We start from the raw sequence: 14456 nt of genomic DNA, 5'->3' as shown, positions 1-14456 counted from the left end.
TCTTTTACATCACAAGGATAGCTTGGGCTTTTTCATATCCGCTACATATATCTTACACCAAAAGTCCCGTCGCATTCAATAGATATGGTACGGGCATCGTCTTGAATATATGAAGGGGATGGAACAGTGAGGGGCTGTCTCACTGTTCCGGTATATCCATCCCTATCTCATCGAGGAATTTGCGATATCTCACGTGATGATATCTATACATCTTCGCTCTCTTCCAATGTATCGACGGTAGGCGTAGCTGCCTGGCAGCTTGCCAGGTAAGCTTCCTCATCTATGGAACGTATTGACCACCAGATCGTTATCGCTGTAATCCTGATAGCTCTTCCTGCGATTCACGAAGGTCGCCTTCGCATCCTGTCCATCGGTATCCAGCGTCACCTTACTGCCACTTACTTTGCCGGATATGACATCCGTGATACTATCCAGACGATATCTCGATACCGGGATCTCGCTGATCTCATATTCACCGGCAGGGATATCCTTCCGGACGATCGTTTTCTCTATGCCTCCGGACGCTTTCTTGTCAGACGCTGTGAATCGGATGACCTCCGTATATTCCTGTCTCTCTCCGGTGAAGTCTGTGCCTTCGATATGGAAGAGGAAGGTCGGATCTCCCGACGCCGGATACATTTCTTCCCCATAGATCCGCTTCGTGATCCGCAGTTCCGGTATCGGCAGGAATTCTGCCTTTATGACATGGTCTGAAGAGATATCATGGAAGGTATACGAGGTAGGGTATCGCTTCACGTCTACTTCCTTTCCGTCTACACGCAGTCTGCGCAGATAGTACCCCTTATCCGCTGTATACGTGATCGTTCTATCTTCTCCCTTGTCGATGCCGGTCACCTTGGGTGTGATCGTCCCACCGCTCGCACCGGTCTCGATCTTGTAGACACGTTTATATTTCACACTTACCGTATGGTCCTCCTTTATCCCGCTGAAGGTATAGCTCTTCGGATATTTCTTGATATCGACTTCCTTCCCATCGATGGTGACGCTCTCCAATACGTGGTCACTGTCCACAGGGCTGTAGCTGATCGTCCTGCTCGTATTCGGCAGCGGGGAGGCTGTGCTTGCCGTGATCGTCCCGTTCGTCACAGATGTCGTTATCTTGAAATAGAAGCCCACAGTTACTGCATTCGATGTCTTCGTCCCTCGATCTGTCGTTATCGACGCTGTATTGCGGACAGATCCGGAACCGGATGTGCTGAACCAGGCGGACAGGTCATGACCGCTTTTCTTTTTACACTTCAGCGTGACGGTATAGCTTTTTCCATAGAACGAAGTGTCACCGACATTACGAAGGCTCAGCTGTATGGACTGAGCGCTGATGGTACGATCGAATTTCGATGTCACATCGTTACCGGCTGAATCTCGGATGGTGATGCTGCTTGTTCCATTGGCCAGCTGCAGACAGCTTGCCAGGGTATCATTGAGCTTGAAGCTCGTGTAATACGTTGTCGCATTCTCCGGCGGTACTGCAAAGTCTACCGTATAGTTAAAAGCAGTATCATTGTAAATAGATGCCGAAGTGCTGCCATTGATGCGTTTCGTCGGGACCGGTGTATCGAACTTCACGAGGGAATCGTTGGACCATTTCCAGTGATAGAACGTTCGATAATCACTTCCTTTGTCCCATGTCTCGACATCGATATCCAGTCTTCTCGTATACCCCCAGCCGGAAGCTCGAGGCCACTCCTATCAATGTAGCCCAGTTCTGTCGGACATCATCTCCACTCAATTCTGACGGTGCATACACCTGAGAACTGTTATAGCTCAGATTACCGCCACTGCCTCTGCTCATCACATAGACGCCATCGATCCCGCTATAGCCATGACCTAAGATCTCCGTGTTATCGATATCTTTGAAATTCGCATGGAAGGGTACTGATATCGGTGTGTTCGTTCCTCTCCTATAGAAGGTGAACTGCCAAACGAAATTCCTGCTCTGATAGGATTGCTGGTAGATGTCGATACTGTTATCCATGAAGGCGACGCTCGGCATGTTAATATCCGGATGCGTCGTCGTAGTCGCCGTGCGGATCTCTCCGTCCACCAGCATGATCTTTAGATCTACTGCCGATCCGTTATAGTGGCCGATGTTATTGTATCGCACGCCGATCGTGCCACTTCTCACGAGCGCATTGCTCGATAACAGGGCGAGGTGACTGTTCGTTGGCAGTCGTCCACTGGCAGCTCCTTCATTGCGGAACAGCGCACTATCATCATAGCTCCTGCAGCCATAGAATTCCGCCCAGGATACCCCGGGCGTGAACTTCGGTGCGAAGCTATAATAGGAATCGATGATGGTGCTGCTTCCGGATACCTCATGGATGGTCGCTGCTGTGATATGGCCATCCTGGGGAAGGATGATCAGCAGGAACAGCAACAGGATCGATATGAGTAGACTACCGTGCTTCTTCATGATCTTTTCGCCTCCTTCTTACGATGATGATCAGGAAGGAGATGGATGCCAGCGTGCTGGATATGAGCAGTGTCCGCTGTGTCTGATCTCCTGTAGCTACGCTTTCCTGTATCGTCAGTGCAGTGAGCTCGACATCGACAGCAGCTTCCCTGATCGAATATGCATTGTCTGTTTCTTTCGGAAGACGCAGTGTGATCCGGATCGTCGTCATCTCCTGTGATGTATAGCGCCCCATCGCTATACCTCTTTGCGCATCCTGCATAGTTCCTTCATAGAGGCGGTGGCCATCCTGCGTCACCTGCAGCTCCAGTATCTCGGTAAGCTGTCCTTCTCCTGCGCAAAGCTTGAGATAGAGCTCCTGTTCCTCCTTGCTTCGGTTATCCACCCTTAGGGTATAGGTCTGTTCATCTCCCGGAAGCATCCGTGACAGCACGATATCATCTGCCGATGTCTTCTGTATCCCTGCTTCCGTGATCCGGATGTGGATGTCGTACCTGTCTGATCCTTCTGCCTGTATCCTTACAGGGAGGAAGGGCAACAGCAGTATCGTCAGTAACAGCAGTTTTCTACGCATCGGATCTCACCTCATTCCTTGAACGGAGCGTTTGTCGGATCTCGGTATCTCCCCAGCCATCCGAAGAGACCTCAAGATGCTCACTCTGTACGGCCTGGATCGTCGTCTCCAGTACCAGCGTCTGATCTTCTTTCGTGATGATGTCACTGCTCGCGATGACAGCGTCATACAGCTCCAGTATGCCATCCTCTTCCAGAATGCCTGTATGGTAGAGATATCCGTCTTTCTTCCGTTCCCAGCCATCCGCCAGCTCCAGCTCCGCCTCTGTAAGCTCACGGAGCAGTTCTCCACCGGTATAGACGCAGACCTTGAAACGTACCTGACAGGCAGCTCCCAGGTTCTGCACATCCATATCCAGGGGGGGATCCTGCTTCCCGGTACGATCGGTTCACTACGCTGTAGGTCATCGATCAATGTCACCTCCACGGTATCCGTCTGTGCGATGAAACGCTGCTGGAAGGAACGTACTAGGGAAGAGAGGGAATCCCCCCATGATCAGTCCGCAGATGAGCAGGGATACGACAAGAGATAAGATGAGTGATCTTCTTTTCTTCATGCTATTCCATACCTCCTTCATCGTATACCGGCGAAGGCATCCCGTATATCGCGATAGCCCTCCGCCTGTACAGATTCCGCATAGATGATGATGTCGAATGTCTTCCGCTGCTCTATTTCGATGTCCTCGATCGTCACCTTCGTGAACAGACTGGAGGTGACAGCTCCCGGCTCCACGATGCTGTTATGATACCAGTAGCCGTCATCGGCCTGCGTCCAGTCCTTCGTATCGAAGTCCATATGCGCAGGGATGGTCGTATCGGAAAGCGCTGCGTAGACGCGGATATAACAGGGGACACTGCCGGTATTGCGGACCTTCACGTCCTTTTCGTACGTCGTATCCGGCTGCCACTGCTTGGGAGGTGTGAAATCCTCTTCTATCATGACATCGTTCTGTCCAATCGTTATCCGGTTCTCTCTCGTTTCCACATGCGTCAGATAGGCGATACTGAAGGGGACCATCATAAGGATGATCCCTGCCAACAGGAAGACGAGGAACCATTTCTTCCTGTGCTTCATTCATCGTGACCTCCATCATCCACAGCTGCTTCTCCATCTTCTGGCATCTGCGGTGCAGGTTCCTTCGTAACATGTTCCTGGTTGATGAAGCTTCCATAGGCTTCCTCCATTGTTCCGGTCTCCTCCTGCTGGATGGCCATGCTCTTGACGGTGATCGTCTGTTCGCTGTCCTCCAGCCCCTGTTCTTCGATCGCATTGCAGAAGGTTACAGAGGAGAACAACTCTGCTGTCGTCTGCCCCGGATCCAATACAGATTCATAACCAAAGACATAGACCGCTGTCTTCCTGCCATCGGTATCCTCTTCAACGATCTTACTCAGCTGTCGCCAGTGATCCAGGTCCGGCGTGAAGAGGAAGAGCTCTGTATCAGCTTTCGGATTCCGTGAGCCATCCTCTTGCGCGGTGATGATATTTACGATCGGTACTCTGACCTCCAGATAGACCCAGGCAGGGTTCTTGCCGGTATTCTCGATCGTCGGATCTTTTGGGATCGTTTTATTCGGTATGATATCTTCTGCCATATCGGGGATACCGTTATGGTCGGTATCTGCGAGATCGTCCCATCTGTCCTCATGCAGGATGGTCCTCACAGAGCCTACGGTAAAGAGATTGTCCTTCGTATCCGTCGAAGTGAAATATGCGACAGAGGATCCAATGATTGTGATCCCTGCCAATACAGCTATTGAGAGGATGCCTACTTTTTTCTTGTTTCTGATTTCCATAAATTTCTTATCTCCTTTTCCTTTTTCGTATGATCTGCCATGCCAAAAAGGCCGCGCACAGCAGCCAGAGATATCGTCTGATGAATAGGACGATATAGCCGATGTAAGGGATGACCAGGATGACCTTACCGATGATCTGCGTCTTATAGAGCGGTGTAGGATCATCGCTGTCATTGGCGTCTCCCTTTGTGATGAATCTCTGATCATCAATCTGTCTCACGATCCTATGTGTGATGATGGAATCCTGCTTTTGAAAGGTAACGATATCCTCCGTATACAGTACAACATCGGTATCGACCAGTATGAGACTGCCGGTGGATATCGTGGGCTCCATCGAACCACTCAGGATACAATAGATCCGGAAATGACCGCATAAACATAAGGATACCAAAACCAATAGAATGGTCAACGCTATGCTACCTATTCGTTTCGTTCGTATCAGCTCCTTTTTTTGGGGGGGATAAAAAGGTCAACGATTTGATTTTATAAGACCCTTTAAATAAAATACTGTCAGCGCTGTCATGCATATCGTACAGCCGGATACGGTGACGCTTACTGCATAGTCCAGTATTAAGATATCAAAGATTCGTTGTTTGATCCTAAGAAACAGCATTGGAATAGTAACTAGGTTTATGATCAAGCCAGCAACTATTATCACATTTGTCCTATACCGATTTTTCTTTCTTCTTTCCCTTTCCATCTGGATCAAACACTTTTTTTCTTCTTCATCTGCGGCATGTTTGATCTGTTCGATCGCATCGAATGCAGATAAATGAGCGATACCTTTCAGCCATCTTGCCATGTATGTTTCTTCCTTTCTTTTCGCATGAGCTATTGCAGATATCTTCTTACCTCATCCATGATCATTTTTTCTTTCGTCCGTCGATATTGCTTGATGAACGCATGTATCAGGCAGATGAGCCACGGCAGGAGGATCATCGCAGGTACACTGACAGATATGAGCAGGATCGTGCTTCGATATTCCTGATCAGCTATCGTGGGAAGGACAGCAAGCAGCTTCTTCACATAGAAAGACAAAGATATCGTCATCATCAGCCAGATCATCGAAGAAAAGAAGAGTATCCATTTCTTACATATACATCTCGCACTGATCTCTATATAGCTCAGTAGGAATTCATCCTCATTCATGGAGAGGTATCGCAGTTTCTTTTCTTTGAAGCTCGATAACGCCTTTTCATGACGATATCGATAGCTTATTCTTTCGATTGCTTTATGAAGCAGCTTATGTTCTGTATGCTTTTCCATATCAGATTCTCCTTTCCATATCGAAAGCCTTCGATCGACGAGCAAAAAAACGGGAAATCTCCCGCATATTTTGAAAATGTCATATATCATCGATCAAGGTATAGCCTTTCTTCATTCCAATTTTATAAGTTACCTGGCAACTTGCCAGGTAATGCTTTCTAAGATAGGGATACCTCGTTCGTAGATCACCTGCCATCTGCATCCTTTCAATAGAATGACTATGAAATAGATTGGCCTTATCGACTTCAGGCTAAATTTGCCTTTGGCTTATAACGACCGATATCTAGGACCCTTGACATGCCGATATCGGATAGATACACTAGATCCAAATGTATCGAAGCATGTAAATGGTCTTTGAACTGTAATAATCGTTCTTCCAATAGCATCATTTGCTGCTCATAGATCAAAGTATCTGTTATATCTATATTTTGATAAAAGCCGACTTTCCCGTCGAACTTATAAACGATTTTTAGACCCGGATCTTCTGCCAGTATGAAGTCATGACTTTCTTCTCCCATGTGCCATATCTTGTATCGGCTATTTTCGTTTACGAAGGCTTTTACAAGCGCTGTGTGGAGCTCTTCGAATAGATCTATTTCTTCATCCTTACAAGATACCTGATATTCGATGGCATACGGTACGATGACAGGATCTTTTCTATCTCCGTTGTTATCCGGAAGTATGGATTGCGCCTTTAGACAATATGCTGAATATTGGGGAATATAGAGGTCTGTGAACCAATCATTCACTTTTCTGAACTCACGTGTTTTGAATATGAATTCATCTTTTGGATCACATACACATATATCTTCGATGGAACAGATCATCTCGACCTGTTTTTCTGAAAATTTTCTATATTCCTGTTTTCTCATTACTACTGGGATGAACCTGTTCTTATCTGTGATCTGCAATCTCTCCGCACTGTTTTCTAGCTCATATTCAAAACGCCCTTCCTGTTGCGGATAGAGAAATGCAACTCCATATTCTTCCGATTGAAGGTTCCTTACGACCGGCGAACAGGATACCACATGTACTTCATCATGTTTACGATCATATGTTATCATTTTAGGAACGAATGTATCAGGTTCACATATGGGCGCAAAACAGCTCAGATATCCTTTGACTCTGATCCGATCACCTGGTCCTATGACCTTATTTCTGATCTGTTGCTTTATTTCTGAAAGAGGATATTCTTTCACAGTAACTATGCGGATCACATGGAAGATATGTTTGAATAAGTCCATGACCTTACCTCCCATCATTGTCCTATCTTTTGTGAAAAGCTACCTGGCAAGTTGCCAGGTACTGTCTTTTCCTGATGGATCTATCACGCTCGTGGACTACCTGTCATGAAAACTGATGTTTGAATGATAGGGAATAGATCCATGTGCCTAGTCTTCAATTCCTTGGTCATGCCATCTCCTTCAACTCGTTCTCTGTCGCAAGGACATGCAATGGGATATGACGGTCTCCACAGACGAACAATGCATCACCCATACGCAGCTGCTCGATCAGTCCTTTCTCATTCTCATTGACGGTGATGAACTTGCTCAGATCGTTGGTCCCGTCGCGCTCCAGATGCATGATCATCTTATAGACGCTGTTGTTGAAGATCGCTTTTCCATGTACGAGGATGTCTTTCCCCGCAAAGTCCTTCGGCTCCTGCGTCGCGATCGTACAGACATTGTGATACTTTCTGGATCTTCGCGTGTACTGTGCTACTCTTTCCGCACTCATCGGCGTCAGTATCTGCGTATGCGCCTCATCCAGAACGAAAGCAGACTCTACGGACTCATCCAGACACAACGACCAGGCAAATTGGTACATGATGTGATTCAGCGCATTGATCAATGTCAGCGGCTTCTCCAGCAGCGTCTTCGTACCGAACGCGATGATATCCTTCGATAAGTCCTCCTGACCCAGCGATGTATGTCCATTGAAGTAGATCGACCATTCTTTGAGCAGTGGCTTTATCTTCAGCCGCAGATCCCGCAGCAGCTCCAGCTCCTTCGTATCGGCATGCGGCTGCTTCTGACACTCCTCTATGCTCTTCTGCAGACGTACGTCGAGATCGGAGAAGGTCGGATATGCAGAAGCCGGAAGTCCACGGAAATCCGTTTCCGGCGTCAATCCATGATCGGCATACAGCATGACCATCTGATCTCCTACGATGGAAAGGGTGTCATCACTGATAGAGGGTACGAGATAGCGCAGGATAATCTTGACATCATCGACACAGTTGTATATGGCAAGCTCTGTATCCCATTTGACGCTGGCGTCCTCATCCTCTTCCACGGAGATCGGCTTCAGATCGAAGACATTGATGATATGGCCTCGCCGCCCCCAGTTGATGAACGTACCTCCATAACGCTTCGTCAGGGAGTTGTTCTTGTTCTCCGGGTCTATCCAGATGATCTTTTTGTGTGTACGGATGTAGAAACGGATCAACAGCTTCATCAGTGTAGACTTACCGAATCCGGTACCTCCGACGATGACGAGATTCCCACTCAGGCGATTCAGTGCCCGGGCACTCATCGGGTCATCGAGCCATTGGAATTGATCGAATAGGATCGCTCCTTTATTCATCAGCTCATGTCCCAGCAGGAAGCCGTCACGATCCTTCAGTGTTTCGAATACGAACGGATAGAGACCGGCCAGACCTAGTGAAGGGAGCGGGATACCGATATTCTTTTCCACTTCAGCAGGGAGGAGACTGTCGACGAACAATGGGGAAGCGACCCGCATCAGATTCTCCTGCATGACGGGAGCACTGGTCAGCTTGAAGCCCTCTGCCCGTAAGCGGAGATTGAGATCCTGACATCGTTTGTTCACCTCCTTTTCTGTGTCAGCATAGACGCTGAAGACGATGGTGATGTTCCAGGTCACATCGTGATTATCGATGATCTCCTTGATGTAGGTATTCAATGAGATCAGCTCATTCTCCAGGATCTCTCTCCTCGTCGGGTCGTTCCCGCTCTTCTGATATTCTCTGCTCTTATCATTGTATTCCTTCTTCAGCATACCGGCACAGTCCAGATCCAACGGCTCCGTACGCATGAAGACCTTGATCTCCGGATTCGAAACGTAGGAGCTCAGGAGACCGAGTTCGAATTGTCGGGGGAGCTCGGTGACGAGCAGAGATTTGATATAACGGTCTCCCAGGATGTAGTGGCCTCTTTGGATCTTCAGTCCGATCGGCTGGAACGTACTTTTTTTCTTCAACAGGTCATTATTCCACATGTTCTCCCTCCTTCCGAAGTCTGTAATAATCATCATAATCGAAATCCGGTTCATGATAGTTGTCTTTCGATAGGAAGATATCTTCACTCTCCTCTGCCAGACAGCTGAAGACACCTCGTGAGAAATAATAATCATTGATCAGCGGATTCTCATACATATAAGCGACATAGTCGTAGAGATCGTGCATGTTCAGGTCCTTCGTCCGAAACCCGGCATACTGAAGCTCTGCGACCAGCTCGTCATAGTTCTTCATCAGAGTCGCTTCATCCTCATCGCGCAGCATCAGAAAGAATTCCAGCTCACGATGTGTATCCTGGAACCAAGTGACCTTTTCAAAATCATTTTGGATCATCGCACGGATGCGCGGATCCTCTTCCTGCGTCTCTTCCCGCAACAGCATCGAGATATGATCGTCGATCTGTACCGGCACGAATACGTAGCCCCAATAGATGGGGAAACGGATCTTATTGAAGATGATGCGCAGGTTGTTCACGATACGGGCCTGTACATAACTTGTATCGATGAAGATGTTCCTGGGGGTGACTTTCAAACCGATGATACGCTCTCGTGTGCTGCCGTCTCTTATATGGATCGCGTCTCCGTCGATCATCTCGATATCTGACCATTCCAATGCCGTGCTGCAATATTTCTTTTGTTTCTCTGCCTGCTTCACGACCTTCTTTTCCGCTCTTCTTTCTTTATTCTTCTTTTTCTTCATATTTTACGATACCTCCCCATATATATTCCTTCTGTCGTCTGAGATACAGATACTGTAGGTAGAAGAACACCAGGAAGTTGTGATAGATGGGAGGGAATGGCTGGATGAGCACGATCACGATCCCATAGAGCAGTAAGGTCAACATGAGGAGCGGGACGTTGACCGTATCTCCTGTCATATTGAAAAGGAATGCCGGGATGAAGAGCAGGGTCGCTGTGCCGAACAGCACGATGTCGATCCATCGGAACATGCCTCCCAGATGTCTTCCTTTCTTAAAATTCTTCGGTGAGTAGAATCTCATGATCGTTCAAAGTCCTCCATTTCTCTCATATCCTGCATATCTCTTTTTTCTGCATGCGTGGAAGACAGCTCGTCGATCCGCTTCGGATGGATCAGATCCTGGATACCGGCATGCATGTTCGAAAGATTCTGTGCACGCGTATTCTTCGTTACATAGCGTCCTCCACGGACGATGCTCTTCTGTCCCATCAGTCGATTACCTGCGGCCAGATAAGCCGTTCTTCCTACTTTGGAGACGGTTCTCGCACGGAAGGTGGAGGAATCACCGACACGCCTTGCGGTCGTACCCTCACGACTCAGACGGATGCCTCCTTCATCCTGTGAAGCACCACCTGAGCTGCCGTCATTTCCTTTGGCAGGAGTTCCGATATCGATCCCTTCACCACTATCTATGCCTTCACTGGATGCGCCTATATCTGTGCCATCTTCCATCGCCCTATCATACCTTCCATCTGTAGAGACAGATGTCGGCGTATTTCCGAAACCATAGGTTGGATTGCTCTTATCGATCGTGCCGGATGCGCCACCACCTGCCGGATTCGAACCTCTCCAGTAGCTCTTATCCATGCCTGCTTTTTCCAAAGCCAGGGAAGCGTCTCCTTTACTCATATCACTGATGTCGATTCCATACTTCCTCGCTGCCTGCGCTTGTTTCTCTGTATGTGGTTCGGAAAAAGCTCTTGGCGGGATGTTTCCTGCACCTCCGGATCCTGAACCATTTCCGGGACCGTTTCCCGGATCATATGCTCCTGTCATAGGATTGTTGGAGCCGATACCACCTCCATCCGGATAGTTACCGAGCGAGTTCAGGCCCAGCATCCTGCCGGCTCCATAAGTCCCCAGAGCTGCCGCTCCAGTGGCCATCCCGATTCCTTTTTGTCCGATCGCCTGTGTGACGCCCTTCAATGCGCTCATCGCCTGGAAGCCCTGCATCGTCATGAAGAGTCCCATACCATCCCCGCCGATGAGCTGAGCGACTTGACCGGGACCGACCAAGACAGCCAGCATGCCCCCCAGGAAGAAGATCCCCTGGCCGACGATGCCGAAGTTTTGTACCGTTTTAGAAGATGTGACAGCCATGACGAGCAACAGGATGATATACTGCAGGACATTCGAGATCAGATCAGCACTGATCAGTTTGACCCATAAACCAAAACTGCGATCATCCGGATTTATGATACCGGAAATCGGGTAGGGAGATATCAGGATCTTGACCGCGATGGAGATCATCCTCTGTGATATCTGTATCGCCATAAGCAGAAACATATAAGCTCCACATACCCCTTCTACGATCAGAAAGATCAGCATGGTGGTATCCGGAAAATAGATATAATCACCATCAGCTCCAATCAATGCAGAGGTGATATTGAAGAAGCCTCCTACAATCGGTACGCCGTCGAACCAATGATCCATACCGCCTTCCGTGGCGTTGATATCGATCAGCTGGTAGGGAGGATATTGACCATTGCTTGCGGAACTGATAAAGATCTGGGAAGGCATCCCTTCATATTCCTTGTACAGTTTGTCAACAATCTCCTGTTGAAGCTTGTTGTCTGTTTTTGGCTTCGTAGTCGCGAAATTGTTCTCTACTACGAAGGAATCCGGAACACTATCCATAACGACGCTCGTAAAAGCGGTGAATTCTTTGATCACCAGTGGAGTCATGGCAACGACGAAAACGATTGCGATGATACGGAAGATCATCCGTAATCCGCTCAGCTTCCATACATATTCTTCATCGATAGTCGCTTTCAATAACATCGTGAAGGCTCTGAGCAGGGTGAACATCAGGAGGAACATCATCAGGATGTCCCACCATTGCCACACCGTTGAATTTGAGCCGATATCGAAGGAAAGGATCGGTCGTATGATGTTATATACACTATCGATGAGGAACATACTTCCTTTGACGAGTATCCACAAGACCCAGCGGACACCATCGATTACTAGATCCATACGATACCTCCTTTTTACATATTGTATATTTTATAGATCGTCGGGATCAGCTCGAGGACGACTGCGATTCCCCAGATGATCTTGAGCATCTTTAAGACAGGCTTTTGTTTCTTCTCATCTTCGTCCTTGACCATCCACGATAGACCATGAGCAGCACTTGCAATGACAGCAACGAGAGGTATCGCCCATAGGCAGATATCCGTAAAGGAATCCAACCAAGGCTTTGCCTCATTTTTCACTCCTGCAGTATTCGGTTTTGGCTTCGCCAATATAGGGGTCATCGTCGAATAGAAGGCGATGAGGATACCTGCAGTCGCAGGAGTCGGTTTTAATCTTTTCTTGAACATAGGGTATATCGTTTCCTTTCTTTCTTAATACTAAAAAAGACACATGATGTGTCTTCTTTCGGATATAGAGCCGCTGTATAAACACTCATACAGTGCAAAAAGCTTATACTACATCTTGACTGTTACTTGAGAGTAACAGTTCGTAGGATAAAAAAATCTTCTATTTTATATGTATCGCCTCCTTTCCCGTGATAAAATCTCTCTTATAAAGAAATGAGGAGTTATTTATGGAAGATTTTTTTAAATTTATAGATTCAAGTTTTATTATTGCTGTCCTCTCTGTTTTCTCAGTAGGTCAGATTTTAAATACTTTCATTAAATATCTATTGGACAGAAGACCGATGGTTTCAGAAATAGATAAGAAGATGTTTATGATATATAGTGAAATATACTATGCAGTTATTGAAAATCCAATTTCCAAGGTGAAAAATAAGAATTGTTTAGAAATATTTTTAAAGTTAAAATGAAACAATAGAAAATAATTACCATTTAGTAAATTATTTTGATAATATAACTCTTAAACTCTTACAAGCTTTGAAAGATTCTAAGAACCCCTCTGAAGCAGAGAAAAGAGCTACAACACTATTTTATAGAATCCAAAAACTATATGTTAAATATCAAAAAAGAATGGGGTATAGATTTCCTTTATTAAGAGAAATGATAATCGTTACATTGTATCGTATATGCTTTTTGTTATTTTTAACAATGTCTCTTATCGCTTTACTATACATAATATATTTGTTTTATGATTTAGGCATTTATAATGCTATCACAGATAGTCAATATGCTTTGATTCCTGCAATATTTGTTTATTCTTTTGGACTCACACTTTTTTTTTGCTTGGAAACTACAATAAAACAGCTAAAATAGTTCTTAAACAATTAGAGAATTTCCAACTTAATACACCGCAAAGCACAATATTAAATAGATCACCAAAAAAGAGGACTTCATCAAAATACACTTCATACAAATAATCTATCTTCTCAAGACATAAGGGAATGCGTTGATGTTTTTTCAGCTTTTCCCTTAGCCACAGCAGCCAATTTGGGATATTTCGTTTTATATATTCAACAATATATGTGAATCCAAGAATAAATACTAATGATCCCAAATAAGATATGCCACTTATTATAGCTTTATTTGCTAATTTAGAGGAAGTAATTGCTATATATAGATTACCAAAAACAAGCATTCCATATACTAATGAAGCGGGGATACCTATAACTTTTATCAAACTTAGATTCTGTGCTTTCTTATCTCTATTCATATTTATCATTTTTTACTCACTTTCTTTATGAGGTAAACAAGGGGTAAATCACGCTATATAGGTTTTATAGACTGGTAAGCGGAATCGTGTGTTGGATGTCAATAGTTCGGTTGACTTGATAATAGAAAAAGGGAAGTACTGTTGTTTTGCACTTCCCATACAATTCTCCTACTAACTAATGATATTCTACTGACATCATTTTACTGATCAAATAGCATCTATGATGTCCATTGCCCCGAGCATCATAAATTTTAATTATGACATCCTCTTGTCCGATATATTTTTCCACAAAATCTTTATCATAGCCAGAATCATCAGAAAAGTTCTTTTTGTAAATTTCAAGATACTCTTTATTTTTGATAATGACTTCTCCATTGATTACAACGCAGTTCCAATATATCTTTGTTTCTCTCAGATGTTTTCTGAATATCAATATTATATCACATAACAGAAATATCAAAATGTAAAATATTATCAATTTGACTATGATGATACCTAAAATCTGCATATTTCTCTTCCTTTCCATATACCTTAGACAGGGGATAAGAAGTATGTATC

General features: G+C 45.7%; 15 protein-coding genes and 2 pseudogenes. 1 reads left to right on the top strand and 16 read right to left on the bottom strand.

Features of this window, described 5'->3' with window-relative positions:
- Positions 1-276: 276 nt before the first annotated feature.
- The 14 genes and pseudogenes from G4D54_12675 to G4D54_12610 all read right to left on the bottom strand — a co-directional run bounded on the left by G4D54_12675 (position 277) and on the right by G4D54_12610 (position 12631).
- Positions 277-2434: pseudogene (locus G4D54_12675) on the bottom strand (isopeptide-forming domain-containing fimbrial protein).
- On the bottom strand, positions 2418-3008 hold the full coding sequence (locus tag G4D54_12670) for a hypothetical protein (protein QJA03241.1): 591 nt from the start codon (positions 3006-3008) through the stop codon (positions 2418-2420). Before G4D54_12670 ends, G4D54_12675 begins: the two are co-directional and overlap by 17 nt.
- A pseudogene (locus G4D54_12665) lies at positions 3001-3564 on the bottom strand (hypothetical protein). Before G4D54_12665 ends, G4D54_12670 begins: the two are co-directional and overlap by 8 nt.
- 17 nt (positions 3565-3581) lie before the next feature.
- Complete coding sequence (locus G4D54_12660) at positions 3582-4082, bottom strand: hypothetical protein (protein ID QJA03240.1); 501 nt, start codon at positions 4080-4082, stop codon at positions 3582-3584.
- Positions 4079-4804, bottom strand: coding sequence for a signal peptide protein (locus G4D54_12655; GenBank protein ID QJA03239.1), 726 nt, complete (start codon positions 4802-4804; stop codon positions 4079-4081). The genes G4D54_12660 and G4D54_12655 overlap by 4 nt, the downstream gene beginning before the upstream one ends.
- Positions 4805-4811: 7 nt before the next feature.
- Complete coding sequence (locus G4D54_12650; protein QJA05198.1) at positions 4812-5246, bottom strand: signal peptidase I; 435 nt, start codon at positions 5244-5246, stop codon at positions 4812-4814.
- Positions 5247-5273: 27 nt separating this feature from the next.
- Positions 5274-5606, bottom strand: coding sequence for a hypothetical protein (locus G4D54_12645; protein QJA03238.1), 333 nt, complete (start codon positions 5604-5606; stop codon positions 5274-5276).
- A gap of 29 nt (positions 5607-5635) precedes the next feature.
- The gene (locus tag G4D54_12640) at positions 5636-6070 is read right to left on the bottom strand and encodes a hypothetical protein (GenBank protein QJA03237.1); all 435 of its coding nucleotides are present in this window, start codon (positions 6068-6070) and stop codon (positions 5636-5638) included.
- 245 nt (positions 6071-6315) lie between these two features.
- On the bottom strand, positions 6316-7314 hold the full coding sequence (locus G4D54_12635) for a hypothetical protein (GenBank protein QJA03236.1): 999 nt from the start codon (positions 7312-7314) through the stop codon (positions 6316-6318).
- 166 nt (positions 7315-7480) lie between these two features.
- Positions 7481-9310 (bottom strand): hypothetical protein, encoded by a 1830-nt coding sequence (locus tag G4D54_12630; GenBank protein ID QJA03235.1) that lies wholly within the window; start codon positions 9308-9310, stop codon positions 7481-7483.
- A complete protein-coding gene (locus G4D54_12625; GenBank protein ID QJA03234.1) occupies positions 9300-10028 on the bottom strand; it encodes a hypothetical protein in 729 nt (242 codons plus the stop codon). The genes G4D54_12630 and G4D54_12625 overlap by 11 nt, the downstream gene beginning before the upstream one ends.
- On the bottom strand, positions 10009-10329 hold the full coding sequence (locus G4D54_12620; GenBank protein QJA03233.1) for a hypothetical protein: 321 nt from the start codon (positions 10327-10329) through the stop codon (positions 10009-10011). Before G4D54_12620 ends, G4D54_12625 begins: the two co-directional genes overlap by 20 nt.
- On the bottom strand, positions 10326-12284 hold the full coding sequence (locus G4D54_12615; GenBank protein QJA03232.1) for a hypothetical protein: 1959 nt from the start codon (positions 12282-12284) through the stop codon (positions 10326-10328). Before G4D54_12615 ends, G4D54_12620 begins: the two co-directional genes overlap by 4 nt.
- Before the next feature lie 14 nt (positions 12285-12298).
- Positions 12299-12631 (bottom strand): hypothetical protein, encoded by a 333-nt coding sequence (locus G4D54_12610; GenBank protein QJA03231.1) that lies wholly within the window; start codon positions 12629-12631, stop codon positions 12299-12301.
- Between the two features lie 227 nt (positions 12632-12858).
- On the opposite strand from G4D54_12610, the gene G4D54_12605 reads away from it, so the two are divergent.
- Complete coding sequence (locus G4D54_12605; protein ID QJA03230.1) at positions 12859-13098, top strand: hypothetical protein; 240 nt, start codon at positions 12859-12861, stop codon at positions 13096-13098.
- 380 nt (positions 13099-13478) lie between these two features.
- On the opposite strand, the gene G4D54_12600 is transcribed toward G4D54_12605, so the two are convergent.
- Both G4D54_12600 and G4D54_12595 read right to left on the bottom strand, forming a co-directional pair.
- Entirely contained in the window at positions 13479-13907 is a 429-nt protein-coding gene (locus G4D54_12600) for a hypothetical protein (protein ID QJA03229.1), read from the bottom strand.
- Between the two features lie 166 nt (positions 13908-14073).
- Positions 14074-14406 carry a hypothetical protein gene (locus G4D54_12595; GenBank protein QJA03228.1) on the bottom strand — a complete coding sequence of 111 codons (333 nt, stop codon included), beginning with the start codon at positions 14404-14406 and terminating at the stop codon, positions 14074-14076.
- Positions 14407-14456 lie beyond the last annotated feature (50 nt).

This window comes from [Clostridium] innocuum (genome assembly GCA_012317185.1).
In the GTDB taxonomy this organism is placed as follows: domain Bacteria; phylum Bacillota_I; class Bacilli_A; order Erysipelotrichales; family Erysipelotrichaceae; genus Clostridium_AQ; species Clostridium_AQ innocuum.
Note: the sequence above shows the minus strand (reverse complement) of the source record. Positions and strands in the feature narration are given on the sequence as shown.

Excerpts from the sequence above, each read along its gene's own strand:
- G4D54_12670 (QJA03241.1), bottom strand. The coding sequence starts at position 3,008 with ATGCGTAGAAAACTGCTGTTACTGACGATACTGCTGTTGCCCTTCCTC.
- G4D54_12660 (QJA03240.1), bottom strand. The coding sequence starts at position 4,082 with ATGAAGCACAGGAAGAAATGGTTCCTCGTCTTCCTGTTGGCAGGGATC.
- G4D54_12655 (QJA03239.1), bottom strand. The coding sequence starts at position 4,804 with ATGGAAATCAGAAACAAGAAAAAAGTAGGCATCCTCTCAATAGCTGTA.
- G4D54_12645 (QJA03238.1), bottom strand. The coding sequence starts at position 5,606 with ATGGCAAGATGGCTGAAAGGTATCGCTCATTTATCTGCATTCGATGCG.
- G4D54_12640 (QJA03237.1), bottom strand. The coding sequence starts at position 6,070 with ATGGAAAAGCATACAGAACATAAGCTGCTTCATAAAGCAATCGAAAGA.
- G4D54_12635 (QJA03236.1), bottom strand. The coding sequence starts at position 7,314 with ATGGACTTATTCAAACATATCTTCCATGTGATCCGCATAGTTACTGTG.
- G4D54_12630 (QJA03235.1), bottom strand. The coding sequence starts at position 9,310 with ATGTGGAATAATGACCTGTTGAAGAAAAAAAGTACGTTCCAGCCGATC.
- G4D54_12625 (QJA03234.1), bottom strand. The coding sequence starts at position 10,028 with ATGAAGAAAAAGAAGAATAAAGAAAGAAGAGCGGAAAAGAAGGTCGTG.
- G4D54_12620 (QJA03233.1), bottom strand. The coding sequence starts at position 10,329 with ATGAGATTCTACTCACCGAAGAATTTTAAGAAAGGAAGACATCTGGGA.
- G4D54_12615 (QJA03232.1), bottom strand. The coding sequence starts at position 12,284 with ATGGATCTAGTAATCGATGGTGTCCGCTGGGTCTTGTGGATACTCGTC.
- G4D54_12610 (QJA03231.1), bottom strand. The coding sequence starts at position 12,631 with ATGTTCAAGAAAAGATTAAAACCGACTCCTGCGACTGCAGGTATCCTC.
- G4D54_12605 (QJA03230.1), top strand. The coding sequence starts at position 12,859 with ATGGAAGATTTTTTTAAATTTATAGATTCAAGTTTTATTATTGCTGTC.
- G4D54_12600 (QJA03229.1), bottom strand. The coding sequence starts at position 13,907 with ATGATAAATATGAATAGAGATAAGAAAGCACAGAATCTAAGTTTGATA.
- G4D54_12595 (QJA03228.1), bottom strand. The coding sequence starts at position 14,406 with ATGCAGATTTTAGGTATCATCATAGTCAAATTGATAATATTTTACATT.